Genomic DNA, 20,448 nt, shown 5'->3' on the forward strand with positions numbered 1-20,448 from the left:
TAGCAGGCTATCGATATGATTAGCCGTATCTATCGCTACGGACGCTTCAGCCAGGCAGTCATTGGCGAACGCCCTCAGAATAAAGGACTGCCAACGTCAGGCGCAGTTCGATGAAATTCTTGTCATGTATCGGCCTCGAGCTTGAGCAGCGGCTCTTGAAAGCGTAACAAGCGACCAGCATTGCCCAACACCAGCAACGTGCTGAGGTTATGCAACAACGCGGCAATCATCGCCCCGGCGGCGCCCAGCCAGCCGAACGCGGCGAACACCACGATGGCCAGCGTCCAGCCCAGCCCAATGATTACGTTGACCTGCAATGTCCGCCGGCATTGGCGGCTGAGCCGTACACAAGTACCCAGCCTGCGCAGATCGCTGCCGATCAGCACGATGTCCGCCGAGGCCAGCGCGATATCCGCGCCTCCCGCGCCCATCGCCACACCGACTACGCCGGCCTTCAGAGCCAGCGAATCGTTGATGCCATCGCCCACCACCATCGGGCGGAAGCCGCTGTCGATTTCCTTGAGCACCCGATTCAGTTTGTCCTCGGGCAAGGCCTGGGCTTCGATCTCGTGCAAGCCGACCTCCTCTGCCAGCGACTGCGCCACGCTCTGACGGTCACCGGTCAGCAGCAATTGACGGCCGAGGCCCAGTTCGCGCAATTCGCCGAGGGCAAATCGCGCTTCCGGTTTGACCGTGTCGGCGAGCAACAGCCAGGCGAGAAATTCACCGTTCAACGCCAAGCCGGCAATCGGCCCGTCGTGAGCCGGGACAGCTGTGGTGACTACGCCCAGTTGCGCAAACAGCTCTGGCCGGCCTAGCGCTGCCTGGCCCTGCGCGGTCATGGCAACCACACCAAGGCCCTGCCGTTCGTGGATGTCGCTCAGTGGCAGCGCATCCTTTTGCTGGCCCAGTCCGGCGAGCGCCCGGCTCACCGGATGACTGCTCGCCGCGCCCAAACTGGCGGCCAGCGCCAGGAGCGTCGAGGTGTCCGCGTGCAGCGTGTTGATCGAGTGCAAACGCAAAGTGCCGAAGGTGAGGGTGCCGGTCTTGTCGACCACCAACGAGGTGAGGTCGGCCAACTCCTCGAGAAACGCCGAGCTGCGGATCAGAATCCCGTGCCGCGCAGCGACGGCAACCCCGGCAATCGCGGTGGCTGGCGCCGACAGGACCAACGCGCAGGGACACGCCGCCACCAGCACCGCGAGCATCGCTTGCGCGTCGTGGGTAATGAACCAGGTCACCGCCGCCAGCATCAGCACCAACACCATGTAGCTGCCGGCATACCGTTCGAGCAAACGGGTGATTGGCGGCTTCGAGCGCTCGGCGTTTTGCATCAGTGCGATGACTTTGCCGAGCGTCGATTCATCCCCGGTGCGCGTGACTTCGATGCGCAGCAGCCCATCGAGGTTGATCGCGCCGCCAAACACCGACATGCCGACGCCCGCTTCCACCGGCACCGATTCACCGGTAATCGACGCGGTGTCGAGGCTCGCCTGGCCGGCCAACACTCGCCCGTCCGCGGGCACCCGATCACCGGCACGCACCTCAACGGTGTCACCGGATCGGAGTGTGCCGTTGTCCACCTCGACGATCGTGCCATCGGCCAGAATCTTGCGAGCGTGGCTGCGGGTCAATTGGCCGAGCGCATGAATGGCTTCCTGGGAGCCGATGACGCTCCGCTCCTCCAGCACGTGGCCGAAAATCATGATGATCGGCAGCAACGCAGCGGTCAGCAGATCGCCGGTCGCCCACGCGCCCAACATTGCCAGGGCGATTAATTGATCGGTGATGCCGTGCAGACTCGGATACCGCAGGCTGTACCAGGCCGAACGCATCACCGGGACGGCCACCAGCAACGAAGCGACGCCGAGCAGCAACTGACTGACGCCGGTCTGCTCCGGCAACAGCCAGCGCCAGACCAGGCCGAGGCCCAACAGACCGAGCGCCAGCATCGCCAGGGTCAGTTGACGGGCGGCGCGGCGTTGCTCGGCCGAGGACAACAGACTCGGTGCAGGGGTGGATGCAGTCATTGGCTGGCTCCCTGAATGATCAGGCGGCAATCGTCTTTCGGGTCGACTGTGGTCACGGAACCGGCCTGACCAAGAATTTTCGGCATGCGCTCACGGTAGAAACGCAGGAGCAATTGCGGATCGCGGGTATTGCCCAGGCTCAACACGGTGGCCGTGTCAGCGCTGGCCTTGGCCAAACGTTCGCCGGCTTGCGCATGGGCCACTTGGCGAGTTCGATCGGCCTGTTCGTTGGCCATCTGGGTGACTTTTTCGGCGTCGGTGCGCGCATTGGCGACTGCCTTGTCAGCTTGCTGACTGGCCGTCAGAACCGCGTTGAACGCGCTGACGGCGGGATCCGGCAAGCTCGATTGCACATCGACCCGCGCCACTTCAATACCGATACCCTGCCCCGCCGCCTTCAGTTCGGCCAAGCGTTGGTTGATGCCGTGGACCAGATCGCCACGCAGGCGTTCGCGGCGCTCGGCGGCCTGATTGTCAGATCCGAGCAATTCCGGGCGAGCGACCAGAATGGTGTCCAGGTCACGGGCAGCGGTGAGCGCCACCGCACTGCGCGTCACCAGTCGGTCGAGTGCCGGCAGCACGTGATCGGCCTGCAGGACGAAATCATAGGGGTCGGTGACTTTGTAGAACACTCGCACATCCAGTTGCACCACACCGGCATCACCGGTCAACAGATAACCGGAGCCGGCCAGCGCATCGCTCAACGGTGTGGCAAAGGACGCGACTCGATCGGCCTTTAGCGCTTCATCGCTGCGCAGCAGATTCTCGACTCGGCGCTCAATCACCCGATCCGCTGCCGGCAGCAACACCACCTGCTCGAACGGCTGTGGCCAAGCCAGCAACAGACCGGCATTTTGCACCCGGTCGAGAGCGCCGAAGTGCAAAACAACTGCGCGATATTGCGGATCAATCTGCCGGACGTTGGAGAATGCCCAAGCCAGCGCGGCCAGCACCGTCACCGCATACAGGGCTAAAAAAGCCAAACGTCCGGCCTGAATCCATGGACCGTTCAATGCGGGTGTTCCACGTGGAACTTCATCATTCATGGCTGCGACCCGGCTTTGCTGTCCAGTGTCGGCGGGCCGTCTACCAGTACGCGGAAAGGTGCGGCGTCAGTACGCAAAATCAATTTGGTGTCTGGGGTAACGATGCTGCCGAGAGTATCCAGCGAGCGCAGCAGGTTGTAGAGCTGCGGTGAGCTGGCGTAGGCGCGGCCGTAAATCTGCGCGGCTTCGACGCGCGACTGCGCTTCGATCTCGGCGGCCTGCACCGTCGCGTCCGCTTGGACGATGCGTGCGTCGCGCTCGGCAGCAGAGCGAATCTGCGCCGCTTCGCGTTTGCCGATCGCGGTGCGCTCGGTGGCGATGGTTTCACGCTCGGCGCGCATCCGGTCGACCGTGGCCGTGAGCGTTACGGACGGCAATGTCAGCCGCTCAACACCGACCTGCAATACACGCACGCCATAAGTGGCGAGCAATTGCTGATCAATCTGCTGGCGCAACTGCGCCTCGAAATCGCCGATGCGCACCTGACTGGCATCAGTGTTGACCAGACTGGCCAGATCAAAACTGCTGGCAGTGGTCTCCAGGGCCGAACCGATGAAGGTACGAATCTGCCGCGCGGCTTCGTCCGGCTGATTCTGCACCGCACGCATAAAGCGCTGTACGTTGTCCGGATCGCCCTGCACCTGCCATGCCACGTAAGCCTGCACAATGATGCGCAAACCGTCGCGCGTGCCGACATCCTGCAAGCCACTGGAGGTGGTCCGCAGGCGCAGGTCAACGGGAATCGCCGCTTCGAACGGTGCTGGCCAGCGCCAGCTCAGGCCCGGATCAAGCAGGACCCGGGCGGGATTGCCGAAACGGGTAATCACAGTCGCTTCGCCGGAACGCACTTGCACCAGGCTTGCGGCCGCCAGAGCAAAGGCGACTAACAGCGCCGCCCATGCCATGCGTCGCCAGGGAAACGGTCCCGCCGCTTCCTCCCCTGCACCGTGGTGATGATGCCCATGATGGTGGTGCCCGCCGTGGTGATGAGCGTGGCCGCTGTGATCGTGATGGTCGTGAGTGGGCGACTGGCTCAAGGGGCGACTCCTGGTTGAACGGTGGTGCGCGCGGGCGTCGGATCAGCCGGCAGCGTAAACGTACGCAGGTCGATGGTCGGCGCATTGCTGCTGCCGCCCAGACGGTGGTCGAGCAGCAACAGTTTGGCCTTGCCCAGGCCCTGGCTGAGTTGCGCGAAGTATTGTTCCAGCACAAAAGCCTGACCGGCACTGGCATAGGCTTTTTGCTCGGCGCTGAATTTAAGGTCCGCCGCTTGCGCGGTGGCCTGATTCTCGCGGGCGCTGGCGCTGGCTCTGTCGCGCGCAAGCGTGGCTTGCAACTGCGCCTGATTGCTGGCTTGCGCGGCGGCACCGCGTTCCCGGGCGATCAGCGCCTGCGCGCCAATCTGCGCCGCTTGCACGCCGTGGTAAGCATTCGCCGCGCCGGCGGGTGGATGAATGGCTTCGACGACCGTGGCGAGTATTTCCACCCCGCTGTCGAGGGTCTTCAGGTCACTTTGCACCGCGCGACCGATTTCCTCGGCCAGACCGACCCGGTCCTGTCCGAGCAAACCATCCAGCGTGCGCGAGGCAAAGTCGTGCACCAGAATTCGGCTGGCGGTACTGCGAATCAGCGTCGGTACATCGGCGTGATTGTAGGTAGCGGCGAGGGCTGCTTGATCGTCCAGACCGATCCGGTAAACGAAGCGCACGTCCATGTTGACGATCTGGAAGCTCTGTTGCCCGCCCCGGCTGCTGGCAATCACCTGCGACTTATCGTTGACATGACTGGCGTCCCACAACCGGTTGGCCGCAAGCGGTGCCGGGCCTTCAGCGGGATCGAGTGAGGCCGGCGCAGGATTGGCGCCGACGCTGGTGGCCAGCTCATGCACCACGCCATTCTCAACGCTCAACACCCGCCCTAACGGCCAGGGCCAGCCGACGTGCAGGCCGGGGCCGAACACCTGCACCGGTTTGCCGAACCGCTCATAAATGCCCCGACCTTGCAGTGGAATTTCATGAATGCCGGTCAGCAGCCAAGCCACCACAGCAACCAGCGCCAGCACCGGCAGCAACGCACGGCGCATGTAGCTGAACGCCCAGATCTGCCGTAGATCAATGCCGAAACGGTTGTGCAATTCATCCTGCAAGGCAAGCAACGGTTGTGGCGGCCAGCGCAGCAGATCGGCGACAAAACTGCGCGACAGCAACGTCGGTTCAAGCTGTTCGCGGCGAGGCGTGAACAGCGACAGAACCGCGCGCAGCAGCAGCTCGATCGCGACCAGGCCTGGCAAGAGCCCGATCAACACGGCCAGGCGCACCGGCCATATCGCGCCCTCGCTGGCAAACAACAAACACAGCCCGCCCAACACCAAACTGGTAATCGGCACCCGGACCAACCGGGCAAGCGCCGCCGCCTCAGGCCATTGCGCCGGGTGCTCCTGAGCCAGTTGCCGTTCCACGACCAACAGACCGAACGCCAGCGACAACGCCAATGCCGCGCCGACGGAAGCAGACACACCCAACGCTGCGCTCGGCAACGTCAGGCCCCAGGCCTGTTCGATGCCGAGCAACACCAGCAGCGCCCATCCACCCAGCCACAGCGTCGCCGGGCCGATTTGGTCGAGCGCCTGCGCACCGCGCTGACTCAGCCGGTCCAACAGCCGCTCATACCAACCCTCAGGCGGCACGGGCTCATCCTGCGAAGGCGGCGCCTCCACGGGCGTAATCACCCGCGCGCGCCATTGCGTCACCCGCCAAGCCGATTGCAGCCCGGCGACCAGCAGCCATAGCGCCGCCCCCTGATTAACCAGCCACGGGATCCACAGCGATTGCGCCGCAAACAGCGCAACCAACAACGCCAGTGCCCATGAACCACCGGCCAGTGTGCCGAGACCGAAGGCCAGCCTGCGCAATCGTCGCCCCTGCACCGCCGCTTGCTGAAAGCGCGGCAATGCGCTGACCGACGTGCCATCAACCTGCAGATCGACTTGCATATCACCCCAAACTCTTTGGCTCGCCATTCATAGCGTTACGATATAACGAAAAACGTGAAATATTCGTACACAATCAGGTTTATTAAAAGGCTGCCACCTGTCGCTTGGCTGAAGCCTTGACCGAAAGCTCTCGAAAGCAACATATTACGTCCGTAATCTTAGCCAACCACGTGTAGCGATCCGCATCCCTCAATCAGGAGCAAGGCGCATGAGCAACTATGACGTAGTGATTCTCGGCGGTGGCCCCGGCGGCTATAACGCCGCTATCCGTGCAGGACAGCTGGGCCTCAAGGCCGCGTGTGTCGAAGGCCGTGCGACCTTGGGTGGCACCTGCCTGAATGTCGGTTGCATGCCATCCAAGGCCTTGCTGCATGCTTCGGAGTTGTACGACGCGGCAATGGGCGCGGAGTTTGCCAACCTCGGCATCGAGGTCAAACCGACGCTGAACCTTGCGCAGATGATGAGACAAAAAGACCAGAGCGTGGCCGGTCTGACCAAAGGCATCGAATTCCTTTTTCGCAAAAACAAAGTCGACTGGATCAAGGGCTGGGGCCACATCGACGGACCGGGCAAGGTCACGGTCACCGATGATCAGGGCGGCAAAATCGGGCTGACCGCCAAAGACATCATCATCGCCACCGGCTCCGAACCCACTCCCCTGCCGGGCGTCGAGATCGACAACCAACGTATTCTGGACTCCACCGGCGCGTTGTCCCTGAGCGAGGTGCCGAAACATCTGGTGGTGATTGGTGCCGGGGTCATCGGCCTCGAACTGGGCTCAGTATGGCGTCGTCTGGGCGCGCAGGTGACAGTGATCGAATACCTTGACCGGATCTGTCCCGGCGTCGACGGCGAAGCCGGAAAAACCTTGCAGCGCGCGTTGAGCAAACAGGGCATCGCGTTCAAGTTGAGTTCGAAGGTTACTGGCGCGACGACGTCAGCCACTGGCGTACAGCTCAGTGTTGAGCCAGCAGCAGGCGGTAGCGCTGAGTTGCTCGAAGCCGACTACGTGCTGGTGGCCATCGGTCGGCGTCCTTACACCCAAGGGCTGGGCCTGGAAAACGTCGGACTGAGCACCGACAAGCGCGGCATGCTCGCCAACCAACAACACCGCACCGAAGCCCCGGGCGTCTGGGTCATCGGCGACGTGACCTCCGGGCCGATGCTCGCGCACAAGGCCGAAGACGAGGCGATGGCCTGCGTCGAGCAGATTCACGGCAAGGCCGGCGAGGTCAATTACGCGCTGATCCCCAACGTGATCTACACCAAACCGGAACTGGCCAGCGTCGGCAAGACCGAAGAACAGCTCAAGGCCGAAGGACGCGCCTACAAGGTCGGCAAGTTTCCGTTCACTGCCAATAGCCGGGCAAAAATCAACCATGAGACCGAGGGCTTTGCCAAAGTCCTGGCTGACGAGCGCACTGACGAAGTGCTCGGCGTGCACCTGGTCGGCCCGAGTGTCAGTGAAATGATTGGCGAGTTTTGTGTGGCGATGGAGTTTAGTGCCTCGGCCGAAGACATCGCCCTGACCTGCCATCCACATCCGACCCGCTCCGAGGCGTTGCGCCAGGCGGCGATGAATGTCGAGGGGATGGCGACGCAGATGTAGGTTTCGCCAATTTTATTGGCTGAACCGGCGCTTTCGCGAGCAGGCTCGCTCCCACATTCGAGCGTATTTCTTCAGGAGAATGCGCTCGAATGCGGGATCGCGCCCCGGTTCACAGCGGCAGATGCCCCAACGGCAACGGCCCCGGCGCCTTCACCGTGTGAATCGCAAAGTTGCTGCGAATGTCACTCACCCCCGGCAGTTTCAGCAGACAGCCGCTGAGAAACCGGTCATAAGCGCGCAGATCCGGCACCACTACTTGCAAGAGAAAATCCGATTCACCGGATACCAGAAACGCGGAAATCACTTCCGGCAGTGCCGTCACCGCGGCATAAAACGCCTCCGCCTGTTGATCGTTGTGGCGCTCGACCTTGACCCCGACAAATACCGTCAGGCCCAGCCCGACTTCGTCGCGATCGAGATTGGCCTGATAACCGCGAATCACCCCGGCCTCTTCCAGTATCCGCACCCGACGCAGACACGGCGAAGCGGACAAACCGATTTCGTCGGCCAGCTCGACGTTGCTCAGACGACCGTTGCGTTGCAGGGCCGCGAGAATCTTGCGGTCGAAGGCATCAAGTTTCATGTTTGGCAGATTCCAATAGTTGCTGCACGTAGAGCGGCAGACTATGCCAATCCAACGTGGATTTGAAGCTGACTACGCAAGCACCTGCCCCACCCTTCAGCCCTAGACTTGGCGGACCGAATCGACAACGAAAGGGCTGCGACATGGCGAATCTCTGGCTGTTTTTCCTGGCATTGGCCGTGGTCTTTCTATTGCCCGGCCCGGACATGATCCTGCTGCTGCAAACCGGTGCGCGCCAGGGACGCGGCGCGGCGTTGGCCACCGCGGTCGGCCTTGCTGTCGCCCGAGCTTGTCATGTGGCGCTGGCAGCGCTGGGCATGGCGGCACTGTTCAAAGCGGCGCCATGGACATTCGAGGTGGTGCGCTTGGCGGGGGCGGCGTATCTGCTCTGGGTCGGCATCCAGTGCCTGCGCAGCACATTGCTGCCGAACCTTAATGCTGACGAGGCTGGCGATACCCACGGCCAATGGCGCGAAGCGATCCGTCGGGGATTGCTGACCAACCTGCTCAACCCCAAGGCACTGTTGTTCTGCTCGGTGCTGCTGCCGCAATTCATCGTCAATGACGGCGCCTCCGTGCTCAGCCAATTTGCCGTGCTCGGTCTGCTGCTGGTCGGCGTCGGCCTGATGTTCGACAGTGCCTACGCCCTCGCCGGCGCCGCGCTGGGCCGTTGGTTGCAACACAACCCAACGGCGCAACGCGTCCAACAATGGCTGTTCGGCAGCCTGCTGATCGGTTTCGCCGTGCGCCTGACCTTCGTCCAGCAGGCTTAGTCCCGACGGGCCTTGCGTTGGCGACGGGTAATCAGCAGTAACGCGGCGGCCGTGATCAGCACAATCGCCCCAACCTGCACTGGCCACTTGTAAGGGCGCAACGTGGCGCGCACGGCATCGGTGACCTGGGTGACGTAACGTTTATCGGCGTTTTCAAAATCCGGGTACGGACACTGGTTGCCAAAATCTACCGCCCACAATACGTAAGGACCTTCCTTCACATAACGCTGATACAGCGCGCTCTGATCTTCCAGGCTGCTGTTCCAGCCGGCCGCGTTACACAGCACAGCGGCAAACGCCTGGCTGGTGTGCGGCAAGTTATCAGCAGCGCGGGCTGCCAGCGCAGTGGCGACGAAACGGTAGTGGTAGCGCTGATCCGGTTTCGCTGCACTGGCGACCTGACGCTGCACTTCGGCCTCGCTCACCAGCGGACCGACTTGCAGCTCGGCGCTCTCCAGCGCGTAGTTGCCGCCGAATGTGGCGTAGTCGGGCGCCATCTCGTAACCGAGAATATCCATACCCCATTCACGCGCCGTCCAGGCAGCGTTGTACAACGCACTGGCGCGTTTGGTCGGCCACCACGCAGCGTCAGCCTTCAGCCGTTGTTCGCCGTAGAGCTGCGCTTTTTTTTGCAGGTCGCGATTGTCGAAATAAGCCACAGCTTCCGCGTAGCGGCCCTCGCGCAGCAATCGCCGACCGAGCAAGTTGCGCAGGCTGGCAGCGACCGGTAGCGGCACGTAGTTGTCGCGCTCCTGCTGGGTCAATGCGGGCGGTGCGGGGACGTTTTCGTCGACGTACTGCTTGAGTTCGGCAACCGTCAGCACCCGTTCGGCGACGGTTGCGGCATCGAACCAATAAACGCTGTTGCTGCGGTACAACTGCACGAAAGCTTGCAGGTATTCGCCGCGCTGCAACGCGAGAATCGCGCTTTCGCCCTCGACCCGGCACTTGGGCTGCACGGTTTCAAACGCCCAGTCAGGCGTACGCCGGTAGCCCCAGTCTTCGTTCTGCGGGAAGGCCTGCGCGGCTTTGGCATAGGCGGCGGCTGCCGCGTTCCTGTCGCCGTCACGCACCGCCAGTTTGGCCCGCAGCCACCAGGCCAGCCCGCCGTCGCCGGCGTTTTCCAGAAAGGCCCTGGCACCGGCGTAGTCGCCTTGTTGATAACTCATCGCGGCCAGCCGATCGGCGTTTTCGAGGCTGCCACGGGTGCTGTCCTGCAGTAGCTTCACCAGTTTCTTCTGGTGCGGCGGCTCATCGCCAAACGACCAGCCCTGGCGGCTGACCAGCGATGCGGTGACCAGTTGCTGCACCGCTTTGTGCTCCAGCAATCGCGCCAGCTGCGCCTCGGGCAACTCGGCCAGTTCGTTCATCACCTGTTTGAGCGAGGTATAGCCGACGGCGGAACCGTGCAGGTTCTGCGCTTCATACAATTGGATGGCGCCGCTCCAGTCGCCAGCGGTGCGCAATACCCGCGCCTCCTCGCCCAGGCTGGCGACACCCAGTTCGAGCGGATCGCTGAAGCCGTCGATGCTCAACTGGCGGGTCTGGCGAAAGGCATCCCGCGCCTGCTCCAGCGCCTCGATGCGGTTCTGCGCCGCACTGCTCGTGGCGAAGGCGAGACGCCCCAGGGAATAGGCCGCCCAGGTGCTGCGCAATGGACGCTGGTCTGCCGGCAATGCCAAGACCTTGTTGAAGTAGTCGGCTGCCATTTGATGATCGCCGGTGGCAAAGGCCACCGCACCGGCCACGTACAAACGAATTTCCGCGGGCAGACTGGCGCCCTGCTCTTCAACCTGACGGGCATCGCTTAACCCGCGCAAGCGTTCGACCACGCCTTGTTGCTCGGCGCTCAGGCCCACCTGCTCAGCCTGTTCGCGGGCCATTTCAGAAGCATTGTCTTCGGTGTAATCGTTGGGGTTATGGGTCGCTGCCGTGACGTTTTTCAGGCCGGCGATGGTTTTGCCAAGGCGGCTGACTTCGAAGCTGAAGCTGCCCTCCGGCAGATCGGCCAGCGTCTGCGCGCGATTGTCGAGCAGCCGCATCGGGAAGTCCGGACCACAGGCCAGCGCCGAACCCAGCGGCAGGCTGAGGCTCAGACAGAGCAGATGGCGAGGCCAGTTACGGGTCAACATGCGAACCTCCTTGATCAATGATTGCGCAACGCGCCCAACCGATGGCGCGCTGCCCGCCCGCCAGCAAGCGGCCGTCGTGCAAGCGGGTGAAGGTAAGCAGATCCGCACGCTGTTGCAACGAGTAACCGGCAAGCGCATCGGCGCTCTCACAGCCTCGGCCCGTTAAGGTGATGCGCGCTGGCCAGGCGCTGTCGAGATTGCCCGGGTTGTCGAGCTGAATATCGTAAAGGCCGTCCTGTGCGCTGACTGTCACGCCGAGGCGGCTGCCCAACGCATCCCCCCGGGCGACGGCGCGCAGCGTGGTCAGGCTCCAGGCACGACGATCATTGGCCAAGGGCAGACGAAACCAGATCAGCCCGGCCAGGTGTGGTGGCGGATCGTCGCGCAGGGTTTTGCCCAATTGGCTCAGTTGCAGCGGATCGGCTAGCAATTCCCGACGCTGCCCGCCCCGCTCAAGCTGCACTTCGCTCTCTATCTGTGGCGCACCGCCGTCATCCGGCAACAGCGCCACGCCGTAAGCCGGCAGCGCCAGATAAAAAGGCTTGTCCGTACTGCGCGCCCAGGCCTTTGCCCATTTCAACGCTTGCCTGGCATCGAACAGACCACGGCGCGGATCGCTGACCGCGTGGACTTGCAGCACGCTGCTGTCGACGGTTTGCAGCAACGCCGGCAGTTGCGCACTGTTAAGCCAGGCTGGCAGCGCGGTGATGCTCAACGGCAGGGAGGTCGGCAATGCCGAGCGCAGATGGTTGAGGAATTCGGCATAAGCCGGCAACCGCGCAGTGCCCGCGTCGTGGTCGATCTCGACACCGCTCGGCACCAGCCCTTGCGCCTGCCAGTCGCTCAGCACTTGCAAAATCTGCGCGGTGACTTGATCCCGATCCAGCGACTTGAGCTGTCCGTCGAGACGAATCACCGCGATCAACGGACGGCCATCGGCTTTCAATAAGCGCGCATCGATCCGCGCCCGGCTCAGTCCCGTATTGGGGAAGGCCTGCAGCGCCAGCACACGCAGCGTCGAGAAGTCCGCGCGGCTGTCACGCAACGCCTGTTCATGGGCCGGCGTCCATTGGCGTTGCCAGATGTAGAGTTGTTGGTCGAGAGCGGGCGCGTCCTGCTGCCGGCAAGCAGAAAGCACCATCAACGCAAACAGACCGACGATAAAGCGCATACCTTGCAGATCCCTGACACTACGAGGCTGCAAGGTTACACAAATCATGATCAGGGCTTGCGGGCAATAATCACCTGGCTTTTCGCGACCACCGCATCCAGCGCCTGTTTGATCTGTGCGCCGCGCGGTGAATCGAGCACGGCCTGCCAGGTCTCGGCCCAGTGATTGAGCAGCGGATGATCCGGGTCGCTGAAATCGACCTTGGCTTCCCAGAACAGCAGCATCCACATCGACCAGTAAAAACCGTACTGGCTGTGGCTGATGATCTCCAATCCAGCCTCACTGACCAGCGCCTTGAACTGCGCCTCGCTGAGGATGCGAATGTGGTTGGGCTTCTGAAAATACTCGGGCGCGGCGAGGTCTTTTTGCAGGTCCTCGGAACTCGGGTGCGGCACGCTCAGCAGGTACAGCGCGCCAGGTTTGCCGACACGGACCAACTCGGCAAGAAACTGCGCAGGATCGTCGACGTGTTCAATCACTTCCGTGGATACAACGCGCGACGCGGTGGCGTCGGCAATCGGCAACGGATTGCAGTCGGTGACGTGACACTCGACGTCACGCGCCGGGGTATCGCTCAAGCGCTGGCGGGTCGCTTCGACCTTGGCGGCATCGATGTCGGCAATGATGATCTTCGCCCCGCGCATGCCGCAGAAATGCACGTTGCCGCCGTCGCCGCAGCCGACATCCAGCAGGGTGTCATCGGCAGACACCACAAAGCCTTTGAACAGCTCGTTGGTCTCCTGGTTGAACCAGCCGCTGAGCTTGGCATCGTACAGCCCGAGCATGTACGGATCGACCTTGCCGGCGGGCGGTTCCGCGGGCGCAGTCGGGGCCGGCGCTGGCGTCGCCGCTGTGAGTTTCTTCAATAGGCTCAGCATGGGGTGGCTCCAGAGGTTGGGACGACGGAACGGGACGTGCCGAGGCGACGCACAAGCGCAGCACCGCGGTTGCGCATGGGCATTTCGACCAGGCGGTAATTGAGCTCGCTGAGCAGCACGATCAGACAGAAAGCGATCAGCACCGTCAGCACAGGGTGGCCAGCGGGACTGGGCAGACCGGCGCTCTGCAGGCGGAAGATCAGTTCACGTACCAGTTGATAGGCGGGTATGTGAATCAGGTAGATGCCGTAGGAGCGGCTGCCGATCCAGCCCAGCAGCCGCTGCACGGCGCCAGCGGGCATCAGGTAATCGCGGTTATACGAGGCAATCCACACCAGTATCGCGCTCAGCACGGCGATTGAACCGATGCGATACCAGGCGAGCGTGAAGCGGTCAGTGGCCATGAAGCTCAGCAGCGCGCCGATCATGATCAACGCCGAAACCCCCGCCCAGGGCCGCGCGAGAAACGCCGGCCGCCACCGTTGATAACCCGGCTGCGCACTCCACATCGCCAGCAGCACACCGAGGGCCAGCGCATCGGTGCGCACCACCATCAGCAACGGCGTGCGCACGCTGAAAATCTGTACCACGATCAGCGCCAGCAATGCCCAGACCAGATGCTTGCGACAGAACACAATCAGCAGCGGAAACAGCAGATAGAACTGCTCCTCCAGTGACAGACTCCAGTAGACGAAACTGCTGCCGTACTCGTAGCGAAAGAAGCTGTCGGCAAAACGGAAGTTGGCGTACTGCAGCACCCCGGCCAGCGTCGCCTGCAGGTTGGCGGGCAACGTGCCGAACGCCCCCGAGCGATTGACGAACAGGCACGCGAGCAACATCAGCGCCAGCCATAACCAGGCAGACGGCAATAACCGGAAAGCCCGACGAAGCCAGAAGTTGCGCGTCTGTTGCCAGCGTTCCTGGCCGCTTGTGCAACCTCGCAGCGCCGGAATCAGGCTACGGGCAATGACAAAACCGGAGATCGCAAAAAACAGGTCAACGCCCCACCACGGTTGCGCCCAGGCATGAATTTTTTCCAGCGTCGGCACGACATCGGTAAACAGGCTTCCCTGCAAGTGATGGAACAACACGCCCAGCACGGCAATGGCGCGCAGCACTTCGATGTCCATGATGCGCTTGCCGTTCATGGCGCCTCCCTCGCAGCCATTGGCTTGCGCGCAATGATCACCTGGCTCTTGGGCATGAAGCGGTCGAGCGTCTGCTTGACCGCCAGTCCGTCCGGCTGTGCGAGCAGCTCTTGCCAGGTCCTCGCCCAGCTTTCCATCAACGGCATGAACGGCGCCTGAATACGGTCACGCACCGCACCGCCCGGATCGCGCCCGGCAGCCCGTTCGCCGGCCCAGAAAAATATCATGCCCATCACCCAGAAAAATCCGCTGGCCTGACGATGCTCGATTACCAGCCCGGCCTCCTCTACCAGCGCAGCGAAGCGCTCGGGGGTGAAAATCTGTACGTGATTGGGCGACCGATAGTAGCTGTCGGGAGCGATGCCTTTTTGCAGGTGCTCGCCCAGCGGTGCCGGCACGCTGAGCAGATACTGCGCACCGGGGCGCCCCATGCGCACCAGTTCAGCCATGAACGGCTCAGGCTGATCAATGTGTTCCAGCACTTCCATGCACACCACTTTACTGGCGCAGCCGTCAGCCAGAGGCAACGGCAGGCTGTTGCTGACCAGTCCCAGACTGGCGTTGTCGCTTTGCGCTTCGACCTGCCGCGCAAGGTCGCGCACCTTGGCATGTTCGCTGTCGGTGAAAATCACCGAAGCGCCCTGACGCACGGCAAACAGCGTCGCCACGCCTTCGCCGCAACCGACATCGAGCAACGTGTCGTCAGCCGTTATCGCAAAGCCCTTGAGCAACTCGCCGCTGTCGTTCAGGAACCAGCCGTCGAGCACTGCGTCATGCAGACCGACATCCCGTGGCGACACTTTGGCCGACGGTGCCGGCACCGCATGCGCGGCACGCGCCGGACGCCATCGGCCGAGCAAACGGCGGATCATGCGAGCGTGACTTGCGCAGGCAGCGATCCGACGGTGCGCAGGGGCTGGGCGAAAAACGCGCGCAGTCGCTGCTCGGTACTGGCCTGGCTGCAGAAGCGTTGCAGACTGCCAATCGCCGCGGCGGACATGGCGGCGTAACGCGGCTCATCAGCTTTTGCCACGTCATAGCTGGCGCGGTACGCCAGGCACAACGAATCCCAATCGGTGATGTAGCGCAGCGTGCGATAGGCCGCGCGCGGGTCGTGCGGCCAGGCGGTGAGCTCTTCGGTGAAGTCGACGATAAAGGCGTTATCGCTGCTCACATAATCGGCCATCGCCGTGTTCAACGGCGCAATCGCCGGCTTGCCGCAGGACATGAACTCCATCAGCGGCAGGCACTGTCCTTCTCCGTAGGAACTGTTGACCACATAGCTGGTGGCCTGCACCAGCGCTTCGTAATCGGCATCGGCCAGATAGCCGTGGATCAGCACGATGCGGCATTGGTACGACTGGTTCTTGTACAGGTGATGCAGCATGTCGGTCAGCGCATCGGCGATGTCATGGTGGGTCAGCTTGAGCACCAGCGTCGCATCGCTGATGTCGCGAAACGCTGTGCAGAACGCGCTGATCATGTCCTGCCAGTTTTTGCGACCGTCGTAAGGGTTGAACACCGAGGTGTAGACCACGCCTTCAAGCTGCAACTGGCAATCCGCGGCCGGTGCGGACAAGTCTAACGGCGATCCGTCACGCAATCCCGGAGGACCGTAGGGACGCAAATCGGTGCGCCGGCTGTCGATCAGCAACCCACGCAAATTCAGCGTGACCGGGTCAATCACCGGCCGCTTGGCCAAGGACGCGCCACGCGCGGCAAAGCGGTCCCATACCGGTGCCGGGATCGCGCAGATCGCATAATCCGGCCCCATCACGTCACGCACCGCATTCACCGTGAACGTTGAATGGGTAATCGCCCGGCCACAGGCCTGAAGCACCGTACGCCAGTCGTGACGCGGCTCGCCTTGCCAGCTTTCCGTGGGGATCGTGCTGAATTCCCAGGCGAACACCGGGATGGTCGGGCAAGCGTAATGAACGGGCGTGCGGTGCGGCGGCGAGAACGACAGAAAGACGCAGTCTTCGCCCCGGCTCAAACAGTCGAAATACAAACGATCCACCAGCTCGTCAGGGTGGCTGACTTCCAGTACCTGGCCGATGCGTTCCAGAACCGGGCGAAACTCCTTGAGCACAAAATAGTAGCTGTACTCAGGCCGACCGAGGTTCTGCTGGATGTTGCTCTTGTTGGTTTCCGAATGAATGATGATCAGCATGACGCCGCTCCGGTCGCAAGTGCCATGGCGCTGCTTTCGCTAGTAGCCTTCAGACCGAAAAACGCCTCCACGCGCTGCTGTACCGGGGCGAAACCGCAATATTCACGCATGCGTTCATTGGCGGCAGCGGCCATTGCCACATAGGCCTCTGGATGGTTCTTGGCCATGGCGTAGCTGTCCTCATAAGCGGCTTTCAAGGAGCCCCAGTCGGGGCGATGACGCAGGGTCCGATAGAGGATGCGCGCGTCTTCCGGCCAGATGGCCGGCTCGCGGCCGGACTTGACGATGAACGCCACGCGTTCATCGATGTAATCGCCCATCGCCGTGTGGTTCGGCGCAATCACCGGGCGTGCGCATGACATGAACTCCATCAGCGGCAGACACAGTCCTTCGCAGCGTGATGCATTGACGTAGAAACTGGCAGCGCCATACAGCCGGGCGAACTCCTCATCTTCCAGATAGCCATGCATCACCACCACGCGACAGGCGAATGGCGAGAGCTGCGAGAGCAAGGTTATGAGGTGAACGTAATAGCTCGACAGGTCGTTCTGGGTGATTTTCAGCACCAGAGTCGCGTCGTCGGCATCGCGCATGGCCCAGCAGAACGCGGTGATCAAGTGATGCCAGTTCTTGCGTCCGTCCTCGGGGTTGAACACGCTGACATACACCACGCCGCTGACGTCGATCTGCACGTGTTGACGGGTATCGGGCAGCAAGGCTTGCGGATGCTCAGGCTGCGCCGGCGCTTCAACCACCGCAGGCACCGGCGGCGCTAGCTCAGGGCGTTCCTCGCGGATGGTTCTTGGCAGCAGATCACTGACCGCTTCGCGATACCACTGCCGCAGGTTGTGCTTGAGCAAAAACAGCGGTGCGTGCTCGGAGGGCCTCGCGAGGGCCTTGTAGCCTTCGTACAAATAATGCCGGGTGATGAAAGCCCGCCGTCGCAGGGTCAGTTCGGGCGGCGGTTCCGGAGTCGGCTCCGGCACTGGCTCGATCGCCTCTGGCTCGGGCATTTGCTGCTCATCGAGTATCGGTGCGATCAAGCCATCCGCCGACAGTCCCAGCGCGTGGCTGTCGATGATGCAGCCCTTGATCTGCAATGTGCTGCCGGGGTTTACCGGGACACTGGGATAGTCGCGCCGTACCTCGGCGAAGCGTTCCCACAGCGGCGTGGGCAATACCAGTACCGGGAAATCTTCACCCAGGCTGCGACGGATGGCCTGCGCCGTGTGGGTGGACAGCGTAATCACCCGGCCATGGCGCGCCAGTGTCTGGCGCCAGTCGTGGCGAGGATCGTCATCGCTGACCTCGGACGGAATCGAGTCATACTCCCAGGCGATCACGCAGACCATCGGGCAGTGCAGGTCGATCGGGGTCTTGTGCGGCGGCGCAAACGAAAGAAAGAGGCTGTCCTGACCGGCCTGTTGCAGTTGCCGATACAGCGGATCGACCTCGGCCACCGAGGACACGACGTGCACTTGTCCGAGGCTTTCCAGCACCGGGCGGTAGGCCTTGAGCACGAAGTAATAACTGTATTCGGGACGCCCGAGACTGTGGCTGATGGTGCGGTCGTTGACGTCCGAGTAAAGAATGAAATTCATGGCATCCCACGATGAAGCAGCCGTCCCGGCAACCTCATGCTATGACGACCGGGTGCTGGATCAAGCCGGCAGCGCCGTTGCTTGTCCATCATCCTCAGTTACGTCTTCGTTCTTGTTTTAGTGGTCAGTTTCACCCTGTTGCGCTGCGCCCGCGGTGGACCGGGGAAGCGGCGACGAGGGCCATTCTAAACACATCCATCAACGATCCGGGAACCGCCCGACAAGAATAAATCGGACTACGCTGACGAGAACTGACCGGTCACGGTTTGCCCTGTTGAAATCGCCGCGCAATTGGCACAGATTGGCAACCAAACAACTACAACAACGACTTCGCCTGTTTTCCTGTCGGACCTTTCTATCGGTCAGACAGACGTTTCCCACAAAGCCTGTGGGAAATGGGCAAAAGTCAAAGACCAAGGGGTCGCTGTTTGAAAAAGCGTCTGTTCGTCACGGGCCTCAGTGGCTTCGTGGGGCAACATCTTCAATCACGTCTGGCCTTGCCCGACTCGTCGTGGGAGCTGCTGCCTGCCGCCACCCCTTACGACCTGACGGACACCGATAGCCTCACCGGGCTATGGCCGCAGATGCCGGACGCGGTCATACATCTGGCCGGCCAGACCTTCGTGCCGGAAGCCTTTCGCGACCCGGCCCGCACCCTCGACATCAATCTGTTCGGTACCCTCAATCTGTTGCAGGCGCTCAAGGCACGCGGCTTTTGCGGCACCTTCCTGTATGTCAGCTCGGGCGATGTTTACGGTCAGGTCGAAACCAGCGCCCTGCCGATCACCGAGCAACAAGCGCCCCTGCCGCGCAATCCCTATGCGGTGAGCAAACTCGCAGCGGAATTTCTCACGCTGCAATGGGGCCTGAGCGAAGCCTGGCCGGTGTTGGTTGCGCGGCCGTTCAACCACATCGGCACCGCGCAGAAGGACAGCTTCGTCATCGCCAGTGCCGCCCGGCAGATTTGCCGCATCAAACAGGGTCTGCAGGCGCCACAACTGGAAGTCGGCGATATCGACGTGACCCGCGATTTTCTTGATGTCAGCGATGTGGTTTCGGCCTACCTCGCACTCCTGGAAAACGCCACGCCGGGGCAGGTCTACAACATCTGCTCGGGCCGTGAGCAAAGCATCCGCAGCCTGATCGAGCAATTGGCTGATCTGGCCGAAGTCGAAGTGCAACTGGTTCAGGACCCGGCGCGCATGCGCCGTGCCGAGCAGCGCCGCGTTTGCGGCAGCCACGCCAGACTGGCGAAAACCACCGGATGGTCGCCGGCCATCACCACACAACAATCCCTGCGGGCGATTCTGTCCGACTGGGAGACGCGAGTACGACAAGAATGACAAAAAGTGCATTGATCACAGGGATCACCGGTCAGGACGGCGCGTATCTGGCCAAACTGTTGCTGGACAAGGGCTACAAGGTCCACGGCCTGGTGGCACGACGCAGCAGCGATTCGCGCTGGCGCCTGCGCGAGATGGGGGTCGAAGCCGACATCGTCTATCTGGACGGCGACATGGCCGATGCCTGCTCGGTCCAGCGCGCGGTCATCAAGTCGGCGCCGGACGAGGTCTATAACCTCGCCGCGCAGAGTTTTGTCGCCGCGTCCTGGGATCAACCGGTGACCACCGGCATTGTCGATGGCCTGGGCGTCACCCACTTGCTCGAAGCGATTCGCCAGTTCAGCCCGCACACGCGCTTTTATCAGGCTTCGACCAGCGAAATGTTCGGCCTGATCCAGGCTGAGCAGCAGGACGAGAACACCCCGTTCTACCCGCGCAGCCCTTACGGCGTGGCCAAGTTGTATGGTCACTGGATCACCGTCAACTACCGCGAAAGCTTCAACCTGCACGCCAGCAGCGGCATCCTCTTCAACCATGAATCGCCACTGCGCGGCATCGAATTCGTCACCCGCAAAGTCACCGATGCCGCTGCACGCATCAAGCAGGGCAAACAGCAGGCGCTGGCCCTGGGCAACATCGACGCAAAACGCGACTGGGGTTTTGCCGGCGATTACGTCGAAGCCATGTGGCTGATGTTGCAACAGGACAAGCCTGACGATTATGTGGTCGCCACCGGCGTCACCACCACGGTACGCGAGATGTGCCGCATCGCTTTCGATCACGTCGGCCTCAATTACCGCGACTACGTCAAGATCGACCCGGCGTTCTTCCGGCCGGCGGAAGTCGAAGTGCTGCTCGGCAACCCGGCCAAGGCCCAGCGCGTGCTGGGCTGGAAGCCGAAAACCGACCTGGACACCTTGATCCGCATGATGATGGATGCGGACATGCAACGCGTTGCCAAGGAGTAGG

General features: G+C 62.3%; 16 protein-coding genes. 4 read left to right on the forward strand and 12 right to left on the reverse strand.

Annotation, left to right across the window (positions count from 1 at the left end; translation table 11 throughout):
• Positions 1-122: 122 nt before the first annotated feature.
• Genes HU755_RS04635 through hflK (HU755_RS04650) form a run of 4 tightly spaced genes read right to left on the reverse strand, consistent with a single transcriptional unit; the run spans position 123 to position 6,068 of the window.
• Entirely contained in the window at positions 123-2,030 is a 1,908-nt protein-coding gene (locus HU755_RS04635; protein WP_186630760.1) for a heavy metal translocating P-type ATPase, read from the reverse strand.
• Positions 2,027-3,076 carry a protease modulator HflK gene (gene hflK / locus HU755_RS04640; protein WP_186630761.1) on the reverse strand — a complete coding sequence of 350 codons (1,050 nt, stop codon included), beginning with the start codon at positions 3,074-3,076 and terminating at the stop codon, positions 2,027-2,029. The genes HU755_RS04635 and hflK (HU755_RS04640) overlap by 4 nt, the downstream gene beginning before the upstream one ends.
• Positions 3,073-4,113 carry a protease modulator HflC gene (hflC, locus tag HU755_RS04645; RefSeq protein WP_186630762.1) on the reverse strand — a complete coding sequence of 347 codons (1,041 nt, stop codon included), beginning with the start codon at positions 4,111-4,113 and terminating at the stop codon, positions 3,073-3,075. Before hflC ends, hflK (HU755_RS04640) begins: the two co-directional genes overlap by 4 nt.
• Entirely contained in the window at positions 4,110-6,068 is a 1,959-nt protein-coding gene (gene hflK / locus HU755_RS04650) for a protease modulator HflK (protein WP_186630763.1), read from the reverse strand. Before hflK (HU755_RS04650) ends, hflC begins: the two co-directional genes overlap by 4 nt.
• 208 nt (positions 6,069-6,276) lie before the next feature.
• Between hflK (HU755_RS04650) and lpdA the strand changes: the two genes are divergently transcribed.
• Positions 6,277-7,677 carry a dihydrolipoyl dehydrogenase gene (gene lpdA / locus HU755_RS04655; RefSeq protein ID WP_186630764.1) on the forward strand — a complete coding sequence of 467 codons (1,401 nt, stop codon included), beginning with the start codon at positions 6,277-6,279 and terminating at the stop codon, positions 7,675-7,677.
• A gap of 109 nt (positions 7,678-7,786) precedes the next feature.
• Here the strand turns inward: lpdA and HU755_RS04660 are convergent, their stop codons facing one another.
• On the reverse strand, positions 7,787-8,260 hold the full coding sequence (locus HU755_RS04660) for an Lrp/AsnC family transcriptional regulator (RefSeq protein WP_186618817.1): 474 nt from the start codon (positions 8,258-8,260) through the stop codon (positions 7,787-7,789).
• A gap of 143 nt (positions 8,261-8,403) precedes the next feature.
• Here HU755_RS04660 and HU755_RS04665 point away from each other — a divergent pair, with 143 nt between their 5' ends.
• Positions 8,404-9,033, forward strand: coding sequence for a LysE family translocator (locus HU755_RS04665; protein WP_186630765.1), 630 nt, complete (start codon positions 8,404-8,406; stop codon positions 9,031-9,033).
• Here the strand turns inward: HU755_RS04665 and HU755_RS04670 are convergent.
• Genes HU755_RS04670 through HU755_RS04700 form a run of 7 tightly spaced genes read right to left on the reverse strand, consistent with a single transcriptional unit; the run spans position 9,030 to position 18,136 of the window.
• On the reverse strand, positions 9,030-11,165 hold the full coding sequence (locus HU755_RS04670; protein WP_186630766.1) for a hypothetical protein: 2,136 nt from the start codon (positions 11,163-11,165) through the stop codon (positions 9,030-9,032). The two genes, HU755_RS04665 and HU755_RS04670, sit on opposite strands and share 4 nt — an antisense overlap.
• Positions 11,152-12,336 (reverse strand): DUF3142 domain-containing protein, encoded by a 1,185-nt coding sequence (locus HU755_RS04675; RefSeq protein WP_186630767.1) that lies wholly within the window; start codon positions 12,334-12,336, stop codon positions 11,152-11,154. Before HU755_RS04675 ends, HU755_RS04670 begins: the two co-directional genes overlap by 14 nt.
• A gap of 50 nt (positions 12,337-12,386) precedes the next feature.
• Positions 12,387-13,214 (reverse strand): class I SAM-dependent methyltransferase, encoded by an 828-nt coding sequence (locus HU755_RS04680; RefSeq protein ID WP_186546187.1) that lies wholly within the window; start codon positions 13,212-13,214, stop codon positions 12,387-12,389.
• Entirely contained in the window at positions 13,208-14,362 is a 1,155-nt protein-coding gene (locus HU755_RS04685; protein WP_186630768.1) for an acyltransferase, read from the reverse strand. The genes HU755_RS04680 and HU755_RS04685 overlap by 7 nt, the downstream gene beginning before the upstream one ends.
• On the reverse strand, positions 14,359-15,234 hold the full coding sequence (locus HU755_RS04690) for a class I SAM-dependent methyltransferase (RefSeq protein ID WP_186630769.1): 876 nt from the start codon (positions 15,232-15,234) through the stop codon (positions 14,359-14,361). The genes HU755_RS04685 and HU755_RS04690 overlap by 4 nt, the downstream gene beginning before the upstream one ends.
• Entirely contained in the window at positions 15,231-16,535 is a 1,305-nt protein-coding gene (locus HU755_RS04695; RefSeq protein ID WP_186630770.1) for a glycosyltransferase, read from the reverse strand. Before HU755_RS04695 ends, HU755_RS04690 begins: the two co-directional genes overlap by 4 nt.
• The gene (locus HU755_RS04700; RefSeq protein WP_186630771.1) at positions 16,529-18,136 is read right to left on the reverse strand and encodes a glycosyltransferase; all 1,608 of its coding nucleotides are present in this window, start codon (positions 18,134-18,136) and stop codon (positions 16,529-16,531) included. The genes HU755_RS04695 and HU755_RS04700 overlap by 7 nt, the downstream gene beginning before the upstream one ends.
• Positions 18,137-18,564: 428 nt before the next feature.
• On the opposite strand from HU755_RS04700, the gene HU755_RS04705 reads away from it, so the two are divergent.
• Positions 18,565-19,479: a GDP-mannose 4,6-dehydratase gene (locus tag HU755_RS04705; protein ID WP_186618825.1), complete on the forward strand. Its 915-nt coding sequence runs from the start codon at positions 18,565-18,567 to the stop codon at positions 19,477-19,479.
• Positions 19,476-20,447, forward strand: coding sequence for a GDP-mannose 4,6-dehydratase (gene gmd / locus HU755_RS04710; protein ID WP_186630772.1), 972 nt, complete (start codon positions 19,476-19,478; stop codon positions 20,445-20,447). The genes HU755_RS04705 and gmd overlap by 4 nt, the downstream gene beginning before the upstream one ends.
• Position 20,448: the final 1 nt, after the last annotated feature.

Source organism: Pseudomonas sp. SWRI111 (assembly GCF_014268555.1).
GTDB classification, from domain to species: domain Bacteria; phylum Pseudomonadota; class Gammaproteobacteria; order Pseudomonadales; family Pseudomonadaceae; genus Aquipseudomonas; species Aquipseudomonas hamedanensis.